This is a genomic window from Pseudomonas sp. GW822-FHT06B12 (assembly GCF_058799675.1).
This window is the reverse complement of record NZ_JBXALR010000010.1, coordinates 24,520-39,924: the sequence shown is the minus strand read 5'-3', so window position 1 is coordinate 39,924 and position 15,405 is coordinate 24,520. Positions and strand designations below refer to the sequence as shown.

Here is a 15,405-nt window from a genome sequence, read left to right as displayed (position 1 = left end):
CCTAGCAGGCCGTGACATTCGGTCGCAGGGTGTTGAGTTTCATGACAAAAGATTCATGTTTTGAGATCAAGGGATCGCTCACGTAGGAGCTGCCGAAGGCTGCGATCTTTGTGGGTCACGACCAATTTCAAGGCGAAAAAAAGCCCCGCATTCGCGAGGCTTCTTCATTTCGATCTGCTTAGCTGCCTTTGACAGCCTTGCCGTCGACCGTACCGTCCTGGAGCATGATGTTGTACTCCTTGCCGTCGGTCTCGACCTGACGCAGGGCTACCAGGATGTAGCCCCAATCCTTGGCGAACCACATTTCGGTGATGCGCTTGTTCTGTGTCGGGTCGCGGACACGTTCGACCTTGATCGCATCGACCGAGCCGGCCTTGGTCTGGACTTTCTCTGGGCCGATCACGCGGAAATCGTAGGTGTCTGTGTCTTCACCTTCGACCACTTGATAGCTCATGCTTTTTTTGCCGGCTGCTACATCGCGCTGCAAGGCCAGTTGGTAAGTGGACTTGTCCAGCATGCCGGTGTTGAGCGGTACCTTGACCGGATCACCGCGATCGGTACCGGTGACCATCTTGGTGGTCCAGTCGAAGTCCAGATTGACCTTCTTGGCTTTACCCAGGCCGCCGCGTTCGAAGCGATAGGACTGGGGCAGCAAGGCGTCCTTGTCCAGCTTCAGGGTGCTTTCCTCGGTCAGGCTGGCAACCAGCATGGAGGCCTTGAAATTCAAGGTCCAGGAGCCGTTGGCATTTTTCGACAGGCTGCGTTCGGCCGAGCCGCTCATCGGAAGCTGCTTCCAGTCGGCGGTGTAGCTGGCGGAGAACGGTTGAAGATCTGCCGCCTGCGCGAGGGGCAGGGCGAACAGAGCACAAGCGAAGAGCAGGGCGCGACGCATAAAATCTCCTAGTTTCGAATCAAGTGACCGCTGGCCGCGAGTAACTGACCATCCAGTAAAGCACCCTGCTCGCCAAGGCTCAGTCGGCCCTCGGCAAACCAGCGTACGGCCATCGGGTAAATCTGGTGTTCGCGGGTGTGAACCCGTTGCGCCAGACTCTGCGGCGTATCGTGCAACTCTACCGGTATTACTGCCTGTACGACCAGTGGTCCGCCATCGAGTTCCTCGGTGACGAAGTGCACGCTGCAGCCATGTTCAGTGTCGCCAGCTTCCAGCGCTCGCTGATGAGTGTGTAACCCTTTGTATTTGGGTAGCAGCGAAGGATGGATATTGAGCAGGCGACCCTGATAGTGACGGACGAAATCAGCGCTGAGAATACGCATGAATCCGGCCAGTACCACAAGCTTGGGTTGGAAGGCGTCGATCAATTCGATCAAGGCGGCATCGAAGGCCTCGCGACCTTCGAAAGTCTTGTGATCCAGGGTGCGGGTGTCGATACCCGCGTCTCTGGCGCGTTGCAGGCCGTAGGCGTCGGCGCGGTTGGAAATCACCGCAGCAATGCGGACCGGGCTGTCGCCGGTCCGCGTGCTGTCGATCAGGGCCTGCAAGTTACTGCCGGTGCCGGACAACAGCACCACGACATCACAGGTCTTGGACATCAGTGAGCCTTGAGGTTCTTCAGTTCAACCTGAGCCGCGCCTTCGGCAGCGGTAGCGATCTGACCGATGACCCAAGGCTGCTCGCCGGCTTCACGCAGTACGTTCAGTGCAGCTTCAACGTGTTCCTGGCCAACGCAGATAACCATGCCGACGCCGCAGTTCAGCACGCGGTGCATTTCGGTTTCGTCGACGTTGCCTTTCTCTTGCAGCCAGTCGAACACCGCCGGACGGGTCCAGCTCGCTACGTCAACCACGGCCTGAGCGCCTTTTGGCAGAACGCGCGGAATGTTATCGAGCAGGCCGCCACCGGTGATGTGGGCCATGGCCTTGACGGCACCAGTGTCTTTGATCAGCTTGAGCAACGGCTTGACGTAGATACGGGTCGGCGCCATCAGCAGTTCGGTCAGCGGCTTGCCGTCGAGCTGGATGTTTTCGATGTCTGCACCGGACACTTCGATGATCTTGCGGATCAGCGAGTAGCCGTTGGAGTGCGGGCCGGAAGACGGCAGGGCGAGCAGGGCATCGCCAGCAGCGACTTTCGAACCGTCGATGATTTCCGATTTCTCGACCACGCCCACGCAGAAGCCGGCCAGATCGTAGTCTTCGCCTTCGTACATGCCAGGCATTTCAGCGGTTTCGCCGCCAACCAGCGAGCAGCCGGACAGTTCGCAGCCAGCACCGATGCCGGTAACCACTTGGGCTGCGGTGTCGACGTTCAGTTTGCCGGTGGCGTAGTAGTCGAGGAAGAACAACGGCTCGGCACCGCAGACCACCAGATCGTTGACGCACATGGCAACCAGGTCGATGCCGATGCTGTCGTGCTTGTTCAGGTTCAGAGCCAGGCGCAGTTTGGTGCCGACGCCGTCGGTGCCGGAAACCAGCACAGGCTGCTTGTAGCCAGCCGGGATTTCGCAGAGGGCGCCGAAACCGCCCAGGCCGCCCATGACTTCCGGGCGCGCAGTGCGCTTGGCGACGCTCTTGATGCGTTCGACCAATGCTTCACCGGCGTCGATGTCTACACCGGCGTCCTTGTAGCTCAGGGAGGGTTGCTTGCTCATGATCCAGGCCTTTAGGGGGGATTCAGGGGTAACGACCGAGTTCGGCGAGTACGCTGAAATACGTGTGGCGCAATTGCCGCGCAAGCATTTCAGAGTTCCCAGCCGTTGCCGGTCTACGAAGGCGCGCGATTTTATCAGGCTTGAGGGGCAGCGGCCATCCTCGGGCCGACGGGCAGGGGCATATCGCGTTAAAAAAACCGAAAATGCCCATGCTGGTGACGTCGCTCGTGGCTGTATAAGGTATAGCCGTTAACCGGCTATCGTTATGACAGGGTGAAAACTTCCATCGATCACGTGAATGTTTTGCGCAGGCCGGTGGTCACAGCCTTGCTCAAGTCTGTTCATGCGGTCTGTTCCAGCCGCTTTTTGTCGTCGGGAATCCTCTATGCGTTTGTGTAAATTTCTGTTTGCAGGCTGTTTGTCGTTGGTCAGCCTGGCGGGTCATGCCCAAACCGTTAACGGTCTCTATCAAGTGCGCGAGCCGGTCAGCAGTCAGGCCCCGGAAGAGCGCGATCAGGCTACCCAGCGTGCGCTGGAAACCCTGGTACTGCGCCTGACCGGTGACGCCAAGGCAGCACAAAACCCGGGGTTGGCGGCGATTCGCAAGGACCCGCAGCAGATTATCAGCCGATATGGCTACGACGCCGGACCGCCGGAAAGCCTGCAAGTCGACTTCGACCCGGTGAGTACCGATCGGGCGCTGCGTCAGGCCGGGCTCGCCTTGTGGGGTGCCAATAGACCGTCGATTCTCGGTTGGTGGCTGAACGATTCGACTGAAGGCTCAAGTCTGGTTGGCGACGGTCAGGCCAGTGCCGCGCCGTTGCGGCGTGCGGCTCAGCATCGCGGTCTGCCATTGCGTTTGCCGCTGGGTGACCTGAACGAGCAGATCGTCGCCACCGCGCCGCATCTTGAAGGCAACGATCCGGCGCCGTTGCATGGGATTTCCGAACGCTACGGTGCGGATGCCTTGCTGGCCGTGCATGCGCATGAAGAGGGTGGTCAGTGGCAGGCCAAGTGGCATTTGTGGCTGGGTGACCAGCGTGAGCAAGGCAGTGCGCAAGGGGCTGACACCGCGGCCTTGGCCGATGCGGTATTGCTGGCAGTGAGTCAGCGTCTGGCGCCGCGTTTTGTTGCCAGGCCGGGGGCGTCCACTGAACAGCTGCTTGAGGTGCAAGGCATGAACCTGGAGCGTTACGCAGCGCTAGGGCATTTGCTGGAGCCGTTTGGTGCGCGCCTGCAAAGTGTCGAGGGTGACCGGATCGTGTATCGAGTCAACGGCAGTGCCGATCAACTGCGAGCGCAGTTGAGTCTGGCGAAGTTGCAAGAGGTGTCAGCGGGTGCTGCGCCTGCGCCTGCGCCGGTTCAGCCTGCGGTTGGCGGTTCGACACCTGCGGTCGCCCCGGCGCCCGCGCCAAAAGCGCAGCTGAGTTTTCGCTGGTAGGTTTTTCTTTCCTTATATAGAAGCAGGAGTGGTTCATGGCCGATACACGGCGTTGGGTTTGGCTTGGTGGGGTGGCCCTGCTGTGCGCGTTTGTCTACCTGTTGCATCCGATCCTCACGCCGTTCCTGGTGGCGTTGTTGCTGGCCTATCTGTTCGACCCGCTGGTGGATCGCCTGGAGAAACTCGGCCTGTCGCGCACCTGGGGGGTGGTCGCGGTGTTCGCGCTGTTCACCTTGGTCGTCATGACACTGCTGCTGGTGTTGGTGCCGATGCTCGCAAAACAGCTGTTTCGCTTGTATGAACTGGCGCCACAGATGCTCGACTGGTTGCAGCACACGGCGATGCCTTGGGCGCAGTCGAAACTCGGGTTGGCGGACGGCTTCTGGAAGTTCGACAAGGTCAAGGCCGCGATCAGCGAGCATATGGGGCAGACCACGGACATCGTCGGTATTGTGCTCAGCCACGCCACGGCGTCGGGTCTGGCGTTGATCGGCTGGCTGGCCAATCTGGTGCTGATCCCGGTGGTGAGCTTTTACCTGTTGCGCGACTGGGACCTGATGATGGCGAAGCTGCGCAGCCTGTTGCCACGTAATCGCGAAGAGCAAGTGGTATCGCTGGCGGACGAGTGTCACGAGGTGCTTGGCGCATTTGTTCGTGGGCAGTTGCTGGTGATGCTGGCGTTGGGTGTGATCTACGCGGCCGGTCTGATGCTGGTCGGGTTGGAGCTGGGGCTGTTGATTGGCTTGATTGCCGGTCTGGCAGCGATCGTGCCGTACATGGGGTTTGTGATCGGGATCGGCGCGGCATTGATCGCCGGGTTGTTTCAGTTTGGTGGCGATCTGTATCCGATGATCGGGATTGTCGCGGTGTTCATGGTCGGTCAGGCATTGGAAGGCATGGTGCTGACGCCGTTGTTGGTAGGAGACCGAATTGGTCTGCATCCGGTGGCGGTGATCTTTGCGATCCTGGCGGGCGGTGAGTTGTTTGGCTTTACCGGGATCTTGCTGGCATTGCCGGTGGCTGCGGTGATTATGGTGCTGGTGCGCCATGTGCATGATTTGTATAAGGATTCTGGAATGTACAGCGGTGCGGAAGATTCTGATTGATCAGCGCCGTCGATTAAGCGCTCAAGGTTGCCCGGCGCGTTGCCGGGCAGGCCTGTAGAGCACTCCTGGCTGTCACATACGCCGTCAAACGAACCTCGCCGATACCCGCAAGTTAACGCAAACCTTTGATTTTGCTTATGGTCTGCTGCATTGTGCGGCCGGCGTCACGGGTATAAACTTTGCAAACTTTACACAGAGGCCACTAACGGTTCGTTTGGAACTGTTCAGTCAGCATGAAACCGATTCAGCTGCCCCTAGGTGTGCGTCTGCGTGATGACGCTACCTTTATCAACTACTACCCCGGCGCCAATGCCGCTGCACTCGGCTATGTCGAGCGGCTGTGCGAAGCCGACGCCGGCTGGACCGAAAGCCTGATCTATCTCTGGGGCAAGGACGGCGTAGGGCGTACGCATTTGCTGCAAGCCGCGTGCTTGCGCTTTGAGCAGTTGGGGGAGCCGGCGGTGTACCTGCCGTTGGCCGAGTTGCTGGATCGCGGTATCGAGATCCTCGACAACCTTGAACAGTACGAACTGGTCTGCCTGGATGACTTGCAGGCAGTGGCGGGGCGGGCTGATTGGGAAGAGGCGTTGTTCCACCTGTTCAATCGCCTGCGTGACAGTGGTCGGCGCCTGCTGATCGCCGCTTCAACCTCGCCACGCGAGTTGCCGGTAAAACTCGCTGACCTCAAATCCCGCTTGACCCTGGCGCTGATTTTTCAGATGCGGCCCCTGTCCGATGAAGACAAGTTGCGAGCATTGCAATTGCGCGCGTCGCGTCGCGGTCTGCACCTGACCGACGAAGTCGGGCATTTTATTTTGACTCGCGGTACTCGCAGCATGAGCGCTTTGTTCGAGCTGCTTGAACGCCTCGATCAGGCCTCTTTGCAGGCTCAGCGCAAGCTGACGATCCCCTTCCTCAAAGAAACCCTGGGCTGGTAAAACTGCGGCCTGCAGCGCGTTTCGGCATGTTTCAGACGTCAGAAAACCCGCTTCCGGAAAGGTATTCACGGCGCGTGCAGATTTAAAATGGGCTTAAGCGCTTAGATGTTAACGAGAAACCGATAAGTCACATTTGGATCGATTGAATTTGCAAATGAGGGCGATAGAAGGCATAGTCTCGCCTTCTTTACAACTTCAGCCACGGTCGTGCCCATGCTAAATCGCTTCGCACCCCTCGTGCCTCTCGCACTTGTCACCCTGCTTTTTGGTTGCGCGGTTCATTCCCCGGTCTCGCAACAAAACGATCAGCAGATTAAAAATTCAGCGACTGCCCAGTCTTCCGTTATTTACCAGGAAGAACTGGCTACCGAAAAAGAACTGGCCGATTTCGCTGGCCGCAAGCCTTACCAGCTTCCAGTTCTGGCCGACAGCATCCTCGAACGTGGTCTGTCCCTGGTTGGTACCCGTTACCGTATGGGCGGTACCTCTGAAGCCGGTTTCGATTGCAGCGGTTTCATCGGTTATCTGTTTCGTGAAGAGGCTGGCATGAACTTGCCACGCTCCACTCGCGAAATGATCAACGTGGATGCCCCGCTGGTTTCTCGCAACAACCTTAAGCCTGGCGACTTGCTGTTCTTCGCTACCAATGGTCGTCGCGGTCGCGTCAGTCACGCCGGGATCTACCTGGGTGATGACCAGTTCATCCATTCCAGCAGCCGCCGCAGCGGTGGTGTCCGGGTCGATAACCTGGGCGACAGCTACTGGAGCAAGACCTTCATTGAAGCCAAGCGAGCACTCGCTATGGCGCCAACGACAGTCACGGCACGCAAGTAAGCGGACTTTTTGTAAGGCTAACTTAAAGTCTTACTTGAAGTTTGGCGCGTAGCCGCTAGAATCCTGATCTATTGTTGACTAACTAACCGCGTAAGCCCTGCTTACGCGGTTTTGTTTTCAGCCTCTCGGCAGAGAAAGCCGCAGCCAGATCAGGATGTTCTGTATATGACGATGTCGGCCCGCCTCGCGCTTATCTTCTTCGCAGCGCTGCTCAGCGCCTGTGCCAGTCGTACTCCGCCGCCTGTTAAAGTTGTTCGCGCTCCGGTTTTTGCTCCCGCTCAATCTTTCTCGCCTGCCGCTGAAGACGTACTGATTCGCGCGTTGGGTCTGGTCGGCACGCCTTATCGTTGGGGCGGCAATACACCGGACTCGGGTTTTGATTGCAGCGGCCTGATTGGCTACGTCTACCGTGATGCAGCGGGTATTTCCCTGCCGCGTTCGACTAGCGAGATGATCGGCATGCAAGCGCCGGAAATCGGCCAAGAGGCGTTGCAAACCGGTGACCTGATCTTCTTTGCCACCAATGGCGGTTCGCACGTCAGCCACGCCGGGATCTATGTCGGTGAAGGTCGCTTCGTGCATGCGCCAGCCACCGGCGGTACAGTGAAGCTGGACAGCTTGTCCAAGGCCTATTGGCAGAGAGCCTACCTGAGCGCCAAGCGTGTTATTCAACCAGAACATCTAGCGCATAATCCGTAGCCTGCAGAGGTTGTCATGACCGCTCGCACACTCAATCTCGACGATTCCCTCTATAACTACCTGCTCGACGTTTCCTTGCGCGAAACGCCGCTGCTGCGCCGTTTGCGTGATGAAACCCAGGCGCTGCCGATGGCGCGCTGGCAGGTAGCGCCCGAGCAGGGGCAGTTTCTCGCTATGCTGGTCAAGCTTACGGGCGCCAGGCGTTTGCTTGAAGTGGGCACTTTCACCGGCTACAGCGCTTTGTGCATGGCGGCCGCCTTGCCGGATGACGGTTCGCTGATCTGCTGTGACATTCCCGGAGAGTACAACGCCACGGCGCGCCGTTACTGGCAGGAGGCAGGCCTTGCTGAGCGCATCGATTTGCGTTTGGCGCCCGCGTTGCAAACCCTGGCTCAACTTGAGCAGCAAGGGCAGGGCGGTTGCTTCGATCTGATCTTCATCGATGCCGACAAGGCCAACTATCCGGCTTATCTGGAAAGCGCTTTGCGGCTGCTGCGAAGCGGTGGGTTGGCGGTATTCGACAACACGCTGTGGAGTGGGCGAGTACTGGAAGAAAATCCCGCGAGCGAAGACACCCGAGCCATCCAGGCACTTAATCGTGCCTTGAAGGATGATTCGCGTGTCGATCTGTCGTTGTTGCCTTTGGGCGATGGTCTGACGCTTTGTCGCAAAAAGTAATGGGTTGATGGAAAAGATCGCAGCCTGCGGCAGCTCCTGTAGGAGCTGCCGCAGGCTGCGATCTTTTGACGTTTTGTTCCTCGTGTTATCAGCCGCGTGCCTCTTTGAGCAACAGTGCGATACCTGGATGGTAGTTGCCGGCTTCGTTGTGCAATTTGCGGTAGGCGTAGGGGAAGTACCAGGCCACGGCGCAGGTGTGCTCCTTTTGCAGGTCGTCGACCATGTCCTGGAGTTCTTCCGGGGTAGGACTGTGTTGGGTCTTTTGTGGGGCGACGAACAGGCAGCCGAGCTTCAGGTCGCTGGCATAGCTGATTTTTTTCGCATCGCTCACGGCATCAAGCAGGGCCTGGGTGAGGTTCAGGTTATTGACCCGTGGCCAGCGTTGGGTGGCCTGAAGATAGGCGCGCTCTTCTCCGCTTGCGATAAACAGATCGGCGCGGCCATTACGCTCGCCTTCCTCGATCTGCTTTTTCGTCGGAGTCTGTTCAAGGGTGACCATTTCTGCCATCCATGCCGCTGCCGAAAGCAGGCTCAGGTTGGCGCGTTCGTCAAACCAGTAAGGACTTTCATTATCGCCGCGTACCGCGTTGTAGCGGTCGATACACTCGAACCAGCGCTCCAGCACCGGACGCAGGAATTCCAGCTTGGGATTACTGATGATCATGCCTTGCATGCTGCTCACCCTTTGTTCTTGTGGTGTAAGGTTGTGGCTCTTTGATATCACTGCTTTCAGTGTGGCACAAGATTGGCGCCAGTTTATTGATCGAGGTCGGTTTCTATCTATCGATGAGTCCCCGGCTTTAATTGACGCTCCACCCCCAACCCTCTAACCTTCGCGACTTGTTTCAGGTGCTCTGTGACCCAGTGGTCGACCGAGTGAAACAGGGAAGCCGGTGAGGGCGCGTTCTTTGACAGAGCGGGCGACGATCCCGGCGCTGCCCCCGCAACGGTAAATGAGTAAAAACTGCGCTTTGAGCCACTGTGTCGAAGGTCGACATGGGAAGGCGCGCAGTTCGGCCATCCCGCCGCTCATGAGCCCGGAGACCGGCCTGATCCATCCAGCGGCATCACGGTGGGCGATGCCAGGCTTCTTGCCGTCTATTTCTATGCCTGCCCGCCGTTATCCAGCCTCAACGGAGAGCTCCCCCATGACTGATTCCCCTGATCGTGACGAACGCCATCTGGCGCGCATGCTGCGCAAGAAAGCCGTGATCGATGAGCGCATTGCCAATTCGCCGAACGAATGCGGTTTGCTGCTGGTTCTGTCCGGCAACGGCAAGGGCAAAAGCAGTTCAGCGTTCGGCATGCTTGCCCGGGCGATGGGCCACGGCATGCAGTGCGGCGTAGTGCAGTTCATCAAGGGGCGCAGCAGTACCGGCGAGGAGCTGTTCTTCCGCCGCTTCCCGGAACAAGTGCGCTTCCATGTGATGGGTGAAGGTTTCACCTGGGAAACCCAGGATCGCCAGCGCGATATCGCCGCCGCCGAGGCCGCGTGGGAAGTCTCCCGTGAACTTCTACGTGACCCGGACATTGGCCTGGTGGTGCTCGATGAGCTGAACATTGCCCTCAAGCACGGTTACCTGGACCTTGACCAGGTGCTCAGCGATTTGCAGGCGCGTCCGCCGATGCAGCATGTGGTGGTCACCGGTCGTGGCGCCAAGCCGGAAATGATCGAGCTGGCCGACACCGTCACTGAAATGGGCATGATCAAGCACGCCTTCCAGGCCGGGATCAAAGCGCAGAAAGGCGTTGAGCTGTGAGCCTCTTTATATGAATAGCAGTCGTTTCTGCCCGGCGGTATTGATTGCCGCACCGGCTTCCGGTCAGGGCAAAACCACCGTCACCGCCGCGCTGGCCCGTTTGCATCGCAATCAGGGGCGCAAGGTTCGAGTGTTCAAATGCGGCCCGGACTTTCTTGATCCGATGATTCTCGAGCGCGCCAGTGGTGCGCCGGTGTATCAGCTGGACATGTGGATGGTCGGCGAACAGGAAAGTCGTCGGTTGTTGTGGGACGCGGCCGCTGAGGCTGACCTTATCTTGATCGAAGGCGTCATGGGCCTGTTCGATGGCACGCCGTCCAGCGCCGATCTGGCGCGGCACTTCGGCGTGCCGGTGCTGGGCGTGATCGACGGCACCGCCATGGCCCAGACCTTCGGCGCGCTGGCGTTGGGGCTGGCGCGTTATCAGCCGGACTTGCCGTTCGCCGGTGTCTTGGCCAACCGCGTCGGCACCTTGCGTCACGCGCAACTGCTCGAAGGCAGCCTCACCGAAGGCCTGCGCTGGTATGGCGCCTTGTCCCGGGAAACCGCGATCGAACTGCCGAGCCGTCACCTGGGCTTGGTCCAGGCCAGTGAGTTGAACGACCTTGACCTGCGACTCGATGCAGCCGCCGAAGCCTTGGCCAGCAGTTGCGAAGTGGCGTTGCCGCCCGCCGTCGAGTTCGCCGCGCCTGACGTGATCGCTGCCGAGCCGTTGCTGGCGGGTGTGCGAATTGCCGTGGCTCGTGACGAAGCGTTCGCCTTCACGTATGGCGCGAGCCTCGACTTGCTGCGGGCGATGGGCGCCGAGTTGCGATTCTTCTCGCCGATCCATGACTGTGATCTGCCAGAAGCCGACAGCCTGTATCTGCCCGGTGGCTATCCGGAATTGCACCACGTGGCGTTGGCTGAAAACAGCACAATGCTCGATGCGATTCGCGCGCACCACGCCGCTGGCAAGCCGTTGCTGGCGGAATGTGGCGGCATGCTGTATTTGCTCGACTCACTGACTGATGTCGACGGTACGCGTGCTGAGTTGGTAGGGCTGTTGGCGGGTGATGCGGTGATGCAAAAGCGTCTGGCGGCGTTGGCCTTGCAAGCGGTCGAATTGCCGGAAGGCGCGCTGCGCGGCCACACATACCACCATTCGTTGACCAGCACCGAGCTTGAGCCGATCGCCCGTGGTCTGAGCCCAAACGGTGGGCGCGGCGCCGAAGCGGTTTACCGTGAAGGGCGGATGACGGCTTCTTATGTGCACTTCTATTTCCCTTCCAATCCATCGGCGATCGCCGCGCTGTTTGCGCCAGACCTGAACCCTGTGGGAGCGGGCTTGCCCGCGAAGAGGCCATGACAGACAACGCATTTTCAGAGGCCGAGCGCGAAGCGGTTTATCGCGCGATTGCCGAACGTCGTGACATGCGTCACTTCAGCGGTGGCAGCGTCGAACCCGAGCTGCTCCGGCGTTTGCTAGAAGCGGCGCATCGGGCCCCGAGTGTCGGCTTGATGCAGCCCTGGCGGTTCATCCGCATCAGCGACCGGGCGTTACGTGGCCAGATCCAGCAACTGGTGGAAGAGGAGCGGGTACGCACCGCCGAGGCGCTGGGCGAACGCTCCGACGAGTTCATGAAGCTGAAAGTCGAAGGCATCAACGACTGCGCCGAAGTGCTGGTCGCCGCGCTGATGGATGATCGCGAGCGGCATATTTTTGGCCGTCGGACCTTGCCGGAAATGGACATGGCGTCGTTGTCCTGCGCGATCCAGAATCTTTGGCTGGCGTCCCGTGCCGAAGGTCTGGGCATGGGCTGGGTCTCGTTGTTCGAGCCTCAGGCACTGGCGGATCTGCTCGGCCTGCCGCCGGGAGCCAAACCGCTGGCGGTGTTGTGCCTGGGACCGGTCAAGGAATTTTACCCGGCGCCGATGTTGGTCCTTGAAGGCTGGGCGCAGGCGCGTCCGCTAAGTGAACTGTTGTACGAAAATTTTTGGGGAGTGAGTCAATGAGTGTGGCGTTGCTGAGTGTCGCCGGGGTAGCGCTGGACGCGCTGCTGGGCGAACCCAAACGCTGGCATCCGCTGGTGGCGTTCGGCCGTTTTGCCGATCGTATCGAGCAACGTTTCAACTCCGCCGGCCGTGGCTGGCGCAGTCATGGCGTTACCGCCTGGGTGATGGCGGTGCTGCCGCTGACCCTGCTGGTGACGGCGTTTTCCTGGCTGCCCTACGTTGGCTGGATCGTCGAGATCCTGGCGTTGTATTGCGCCCTTGGCCTGCGCAGCCTCGGCGAACATGTCGAGCCAGTGGCTCAGGCTCTGCGCAGCGACGATCTGGATGAAGCGCGCCAGCGTGTCGGCTATCTGGTCAGCCGACAGACCAGTGAGCTGGACTCTACCGAAGTGGCCCGCGCCGCCACCGAATCAGTGTTGGAAAACGGCAGTGACGCGGTGTTCGCCGCACTGTTCTGGTTTGCCGTCGCCGGTGCACCGGGAGTGGTGCTCTATCGTCTGAGCAATACCCTGGACGCCATGTGGGGGTATCGCAACGAACGCTTTGAACGCTTCGGCTGGGCGGCGGCGAAAATCGACGATGTGCTCAACTACATCCCGGCGCGTCTGGTGGCGTTGACCTACGCGCTGCTGGGCAAGACCCGCCTGGCACTCAAATGCTGGCGCACCCAGGGGCCGACCTGGGACAGCCCGAACGCCGGGCCGGTGATGGCCGCTGGCGCCGGCGCCCTTGGGGTCGAGTTGGGCGGTGCGGCGATCTATCATGGTGAGCTGCATCAGCGTCCACAGTTAGGCGAAGGTGTGCCGGCAGATGCAAACTCCATCGATCGCGGCTGGCAACTGGTTCAGCGCGGGGTGTGGTTGTGGTTGCTGATTCTCTGTGTGGGGGCTGAGTTTTATGCTTGAGCACGGTGGCCGCTTGCGCAAGGCGGCGTTGCAGTACGGCATCGCCGAAGCCGATTGGCTCGACTTGTCCAGCGGTCTGGCACCTTGGCCGTGGGCTATTCCGGACATACCGTTGCGGGCCTGGGCGCGTTTGCCGGAAACCGATGATGGCCTGGAACAGGCCGCACGCGAGTACTACGGCGCCACACAGGTGCTGCCGGTCGCCGGCTCGCAGGCGGCTATCCAGCTGCTACCGCGCCTGCGCCGTGCCGGCAAAGTCGGCGTGCTCTCGCCGTGTTATGCCGAGCACGCCGAGGCCTGGCGTCGCAACGGCTATATCGTGCGTGAAGTGCTGGAGCAGGAAGTCGACTTCTTTCTCGATAGCCTCGACGTGCTGGTGGTGGTTAACCCGAACAATCCCACGGGCCTGAGCCTGACCCCGGAACGCTTGCTCGATTGGCATGCCCGACTGGCACAGCGCGGCGGCTGGTTGGTGGTCGACGAAGCGTTCATGGACAACACCCCGCAGTTAAGCCTGTCGTCGTATGCGAATCAGGTTGGTTTGATCGTCTTGCGTTCGTTCGGCAAATTTTTCGGTCTGGCCGGGGTGCGATTGGGCTTCGTGCTGGCTGAGCGCAAGTTGCTCAAGCTGCTTGCCGAACAGGTCGGGCCTTGGGCGGTCAGCGGACCGACTCGGGTATTGGGTCAGGTCTGTTTGCGTGACACCCAAGGGCACGCGCGCCAACGCTTGCGCAGTGAAGAAGCAAGTCAGCGTCTGGCTGAAGTCCTCGAGCGCCACGGCTTCAAGCCACAAGGTGGTTGTGCCCTGTTTCAGTGGTTGATCACCGAGCGCGCTGAACACCTGCATGAATTCATGGCTCGGCAGGGCATCTTGCTGCGGCTGTTCACCCACAACAGCAGCCTGCGTTTTGGTTTGCCGGCCGATGAAGCCGATTGGCTGCGTCTCGAGCACGCTTTCGAAGCCTACGCCAAGGAAACCCCATGACCACGCTGATGGTGCAAGGCACCACCTCGGACGCCGGCAAAAGTACCCTGGTAACTGCGCTATGCCGCTGGCTGACGCGCCAGGGTGTTCGCGTGACTCCTTTCAAGCCGCAGAACATGGCACTCAACAGCGCGGTGACCGCTGACGGCGGCGAAATCGGTCGCGCTCAAGCAGTGCAGGCCCAAGCGGCCAACCTTGAGCCGCACACCGACATGAACCCGGTGCTGCTCAAACCCAACAGCGATACCGGCGCGCAAGTGATCATTCACGGACGCGCCGTGACCACCATGAACGCGGTCGCCTATCACGACTACAAAGCCATCGCGATGCAAGCTGTGTTGGCCTCCCATGAACGCTTGAGTGCCGCCTATCCGGTGGTGATGGTCGAAGGCGCGGGTTCACCCGCCGAGATCAATTTGCGCGCCGGTGACATTGCCAACATGGGCTTCGCCGAAGCCGTGGATTGCCCGGTAGTGCTGATCGCCGACATCAATCGCGGCGGGGTATTCGCGCACTTGGTGGGTACGCTGGAACTGCTGTCAGCCACTGAGCAGGCGCGGGTCAAAGGCTTCATCATCAACCGTTTTCGTGGCGACATCGCCTTGCTGCAACCGGGCCTCGACTGGCTGGAGGAACGTACCGGCAAACCGGTAATCGGCGTGCTGCCGTATGTCATCGACCTGCATCTGGAAGCCGAAGACGGCATCGATCAGCGCCAGACCGATAAGGCCGAGCAGGTGCTCAAAGTGGTGGTGCCGGTGCTGCCGCGTATCAGCAACCACACCGACTTCGATCCACTACGCCTGCATCCGCAGGTCGATCTGCAGTTCGTCGGTCCGGGGCAGCCGATTCCGCCTGCCGACCTGATCATCCTGCCGGGCTCGAAAAGCGTGCGCAGCGATCTGGTCTACCTGCGCAGCAACGGCTGGGACACGGCCATTGCCCGTCACTTGCGTTACGGCGGCAAGCTGCTCGGCATTTGCGGCGGTCTGCAAATGCTCGGCGAGCAATTGCATGATCCGCTGGGGCTGGAAGGTGCGGCGGGCTCCAGCGCCGGCCTCGGTTTGCTGGCGTTCGAAACCGTGCTTGAAGAAGAGAAACAGCTGCGCAATGTGCGCGGACGTCTGGCCTTGGAAAACGCCGAAGTCAGCGGTTATGAAATTCACGCCGGGGTCACCACCGGCGTTGCTCTGGAGCAGGCAGCGGTGCTGCTGGATGACGGTCGCAGCGACGGCGCACAAAGCGCCGATGGACAGGTGCTCGGCACGTACTTGCACGGTCTGTTCGAATCCCCGGCGGCGTGCAGTGCGCTGTTGCGCTGGGCTGGTTTGCAGAACGTGCAGGAAGTCGATTACCACGCCTTGCGCGAGCGCGATATCGAGCGCTTGGCGGATTTGGTGGAGAAGCATTTGGACACCGGGCTGCTGCGTGAGCTCTGCGGGTTTTGAGGACGCT

16 protein-coding genes and 1 riboswitch are annotated in these 15,405 nt (G+C 60.1%); of the genes, 12 read left to right on the top strand and 4 right to left on the bottom strand.

Annotated features, from left to right (window positions below; all coding sequences use genetic code 11):
• Positions 1-178: 178 nt before the first annotated feature.
• From AC1RKH_RS21040 to purM, 3 genes are read right to left on the bottom strand one after another with little or no spacing between them, the layout of a single operon-like run.
• Positions 179-892, bottom strand: a complete 714-nt coding sequence (locus tag AC1RKH_RS21040; RefSeq protein ID WP_123426833.1) for a DUF3108 domain-containing protein — start codon at positions 890-892, stop codon at positions 179-181.
• Positions 893-900: 8 nt separating this feature from the next.
• Positions 901-1,551: a phosphoribosylglycinamide formyltransferase gene (gene purN / locus AC1RKH_RS21035; RefSeq protein ID WP_493063048.1), complete on the bottom strand. Its 651-nt coding sequence runs from the start codon at positions 1,549-1,551 to the stop codon at positions 901-903.
• On the bottom strand, positions 1,551-2,609 hold the full coding sequence (gene purM / locus AC1RKH_RS21030) for a phosphoribosylformylglycinamidine cyclo-ligase (protein ID WP_123426834.1): 1,059 nt from the start codon (positions 2,607-2,609) through the stop codon (positions 1,551-1,553). Before purM ends, purN begins: the two co-directional genes overlap by 1 nt.
• A gap of 385 nt (positions 2,610-2,994) precedes the next feature.
• Here purM and AC1RKH_RS21025 point away from each other — a divergent pair, with 385 nt between their 5' ends.
• From AC1RKH_RS21025 to AC1RKH_RS21000, 6 genes are all read left to right on the top strand, one after another.
• A complete protein-coding gene (locus AC1RKH_RS21025; RefSeq protein ID WP_493063047.1) occupies positions 2,995-4,050 on the top strand; it encodes a DUF2066 domain-containing protein in 1,056 nt (351 codons plus the stop codon).
• Positions 4,051-4,085: 35 nt separating this feature from the next.
• Entirely contained in the window at positions 4,086-5,156 is a 1,071-nt protein-coding gene (locus AC1RKH_RS21020; protein WP_123426836.1) for an AI-2E family transporter, read from the top strand.
• 233 nt (positions 5,157-5,389) lie between these two features.
• A complete protein-coding gene (gene hda / locus AC1RKH_RS21015; RefSeq protein WP_008033543.1) occupies positions 5,390-6,094 on the top strand; it encodes a DnaA regulatory inactivator Hda in 705 nt (234 codons plus the stop codon).
• A gap of 213 nt (positions 6,095-6,307) precedes the next feature.
• Positions 6,308-6,928 carry a C40 family peptidase gene (locus tag AC1RKH_RS21010; protein ID WP_123426837.1) on the top strand — a complete coding sequence of 207 codons (621 nt, stop codon included), beginning with the start codon at positions 6,308-6,310 and terminating at the stop codon, positions 6,926-6,928.
• A 165-nt stretch (positions 6,929-7,093) separates the two neighbouring features.
• Positions 7,094-7,627 carry a C40 family peptidase gene (locus AC1RKH_RS21005; RefSeq protein ID WP_493063046.1) on the top strand — a complete coding sequence of 178 codons (534 nt, stop codon included), beginning with the start codon at positions 7,094-7,096 and terminating at the stop codon, positions 7,625-7,627.
• Between the two features lie 15 nt (positions 7,628-7,642).
• Entirely contained in the window at positions 7,643-8,305 is a 663-nt protein-coding gene (locus tag AC1RKH_RS21000; protein ID WP_493063045.1) for a class I SAM-dependent methyltransferase, read from the top strand.
• 88 nt (positions 8,306-8,393) lie between these two features.
• Here AC1RKH_RS21000 and AC1RKH_RS20995 read toward each other — a convergent pair whose 3' ends face one another.
• Positions 8,394-8,978, bottom strand: a complete 585-nt coding sequence (locus AC1RKH_RS20995) for a hypothetical protein (protein ID WP_493063044.1) — start codon at positions 8,976-8,978, stop codon at positions 8,394-8,396.
• Positions 8,979-9,135: 157 nt separating this feature from the next.
• A riboswitch (cobalamin riboswitch) is annotated at positions 9,136-9,372 on the top strand.
• An 81-nt stretch (positions 9,373-9,453) separates the two neighbouring features.
• Between AC1RKH_RS20995 and cobO the strand changes: the two genes are divergently transcribed.
• Genes cobO through AC1RKH_RS20965 form a run of 6 tightly spaced genes read left to right on the top strand, consistent with a single transcriptional unit; the run spans position 9,454 to position 15,398 of the window.
• Positions 9,454-10,065, top strand: coding sequence for a cob(I)yrinic acid a,c-diamide adenosyltransferase (gene cobO / locus AC1RKH_RS20990; protein WP_123426840.1), 612 nt, complete (start codon positions 9,454-9,456; stop codon positions 10,063-10,065).
• A 10-nt stretch (positions 10,066-10,075) separates the two neighbouring features.
• Positions 10,076-11,413, top strand: coding sequence for a cobyrinic acid a,c-diamide synthase CobB (locus tag AC1RKH_RS20985; RefSeq protein ID WP_493063043.1), 1,338 nt, complete (start codon positions 10,076-10,078; stop codon positions 11,411-11,413).
• On the top strand, positions 11,410-12,060 hold the full coding sequence (gene bluB / locus AC1RKH_RS20980) for a 5,6-dimethylbenzimidazole synthase (protein WP_493063042.1): 651 nt from the start codon (positions 11,410-11,412) through the stop codon (positions 12,058-12,060). Before AC1RKH_RS20985 ends, bluB begins: the two co-directional genes overlap by 4 nt.
• Positions 12,057-12,965: an adenosylcobinamide-phosphate synthase CbiB gene (gene cbiB, locus AC1RKH_RS20975; protein WP_123426843.1), complete on the top strand. Its 909-nt coding sequence runs from the start codon at positions 12,057-12,059 to the stop codon at positions 12,963-12,965. The genes bluB and cbiB overlap by 4 nt, the downstream gene beginning before the upstream one ends.
• Positions 12,958-13,950 (top strand): threonine-phosphate decarboxylase CobD, encoded by a 993-nt coding sequence (cobD, locus tag AC1RKH_RS20970; RefSeq protein ID WP_493063041.1) that lies wholly within the window; start codon positions 12,958-12,960, stop codon positions 13,948-13,950. The genes cbiB and cobD overlap by 8 nt, the downstream gene beginning before the upstream one ends.
• The gene (locus AC1RKH_RS20965) at positions 13,947-15,398 is read left to right on the top strand and encodes a cobyric acid synthase (protein ID WP_493063040.1); all 1,452 of its coding nucleotides are present in this window, start codon (positions 13,947-13,949) and stop codon (positions 15,396-15,398) included. The genes cobD and AC1RKH_RS20965 overlap by 4 nt, the downstream gene beginning before the upstream one ends.
• The last annotated feature ends 7 nt before the right edge of the window (positions 15,399-15,405 follow it).

Excerpts from the sequence above, each read along its gene's own strand:
- AC1RKH_RS21040 (WP_123426833.1), bottom strand. The coding sequence starts at position 892 with ATGCGTCGCGCCCTGCTCTTCGCTTGTGCTCTGTTCGCCCTGCCCCTC.
- purN (WP_493063048.1), bottom strand. The coding sequence starts at position 1,551 with ATGTCCAAGACCTGTGATGTCGTGGTGCTGTTGTCCGGCACCGGCAGT.
- purM (WP_123426834.1), bottom strand. The coding sequence starts at position 2,609 with ATGAGCAAGCAACCCTCCCTGAGCTACAAGGACGCCGGTGTAGACATC.
- AC1RKH_RS21025 (WP_493063047.1), top strand. The coding sequence starts at position 2,995 with ATGCGTTTGTGTAAATTTCTGTTTGCAGGCTGTTTGTCGTTGGTCAGC.
- AC1RKH_RS21020 (WP_123426836.1), top strand. The coding sequence starts at position 4,086 with ATGGCCGATACACGGCGTTGGGTTTGGCTTGGTGGGGTGGCCCTGCTG.
- hda (WP_008033543.1), top strand. The coding sequence starts at position 5,390 with ATGAAACCGATTCAGCTGCCCCTAGGTGTGCGTCTGCGTGATGACGCT.
- AC1RKH_RS21010 (WP_123426837.1), top strand. The coding sequence starts at position 6,308 with ATGCTAAATCGCTTCGCACCCCTCGTGCCTCTCGCACTTGTCACCCTG.
- AC1RKH_RS21005 (WP_493063046.1), top strand. The coding sequence starts at position 7,094 with ATGACGATGTCGGCCCGCCTCGCGCTTATCTTCTTCGCAGCGCTGCTC.
- AC1RKH_RS21000 (WP_493063045.1), top strand. The coding sequence starts at position 7,643 with ATGACCGCTCGCACACTCAATCTCGACGATTCCCTCTATAACTACCTG.
- AC1RKH_RS20995 (WP_493063044.1), bottom strand. The coding sequence starts at position 8,978 with ATGCAAGGCATGATCATCAGTAATCCCAAGCTGGAATTCCTGCGTCCG.
- cobO (WP_123426840.1), top strand. The coding sequence starts at position 9,454 with ATGACTGATTCCCCTGATCGTGACGAACGCCATCTGGCGCGCATGCTG.
- AC1RKH_RS20985 (WP_493063043.1), top strand. The coding sequence starts at position 10,076 with ATGAATAGCAGTCGTTTCTGCCCGGCGGTATTGATTGCCGCACCGGCT.
- bluB (WP_493063042.1), top strand. The coding sequence starts at position 11,410 with ATGACAGACAACGCATTTTCAGAGGCCGAGCGCGAAGCGGTTTATCGC.
- cbiB (WP_123426843.1), top strand. The coding sequence starts at position 12,057 with ATGAGTGTGGCGTTGCTGAGTGTCGCCGGGGTAGCGCTGGACGCGCTG.
- cobD (WP_493063041.1), top strand. The coding sequence starts at position 12,958 with ATGCTTGAGCACGGTGGCCGCTTGCGCAAGGCGGCGTTGCAGTACGGC.
- AC1RKH_RS20965 (WP_493063040.1), top strand. The coding sequence starts at position 13,947 with ATGACCACGCTGATGGTGCAAGGCACCACCTCGGACGCCGGCAAAAGT.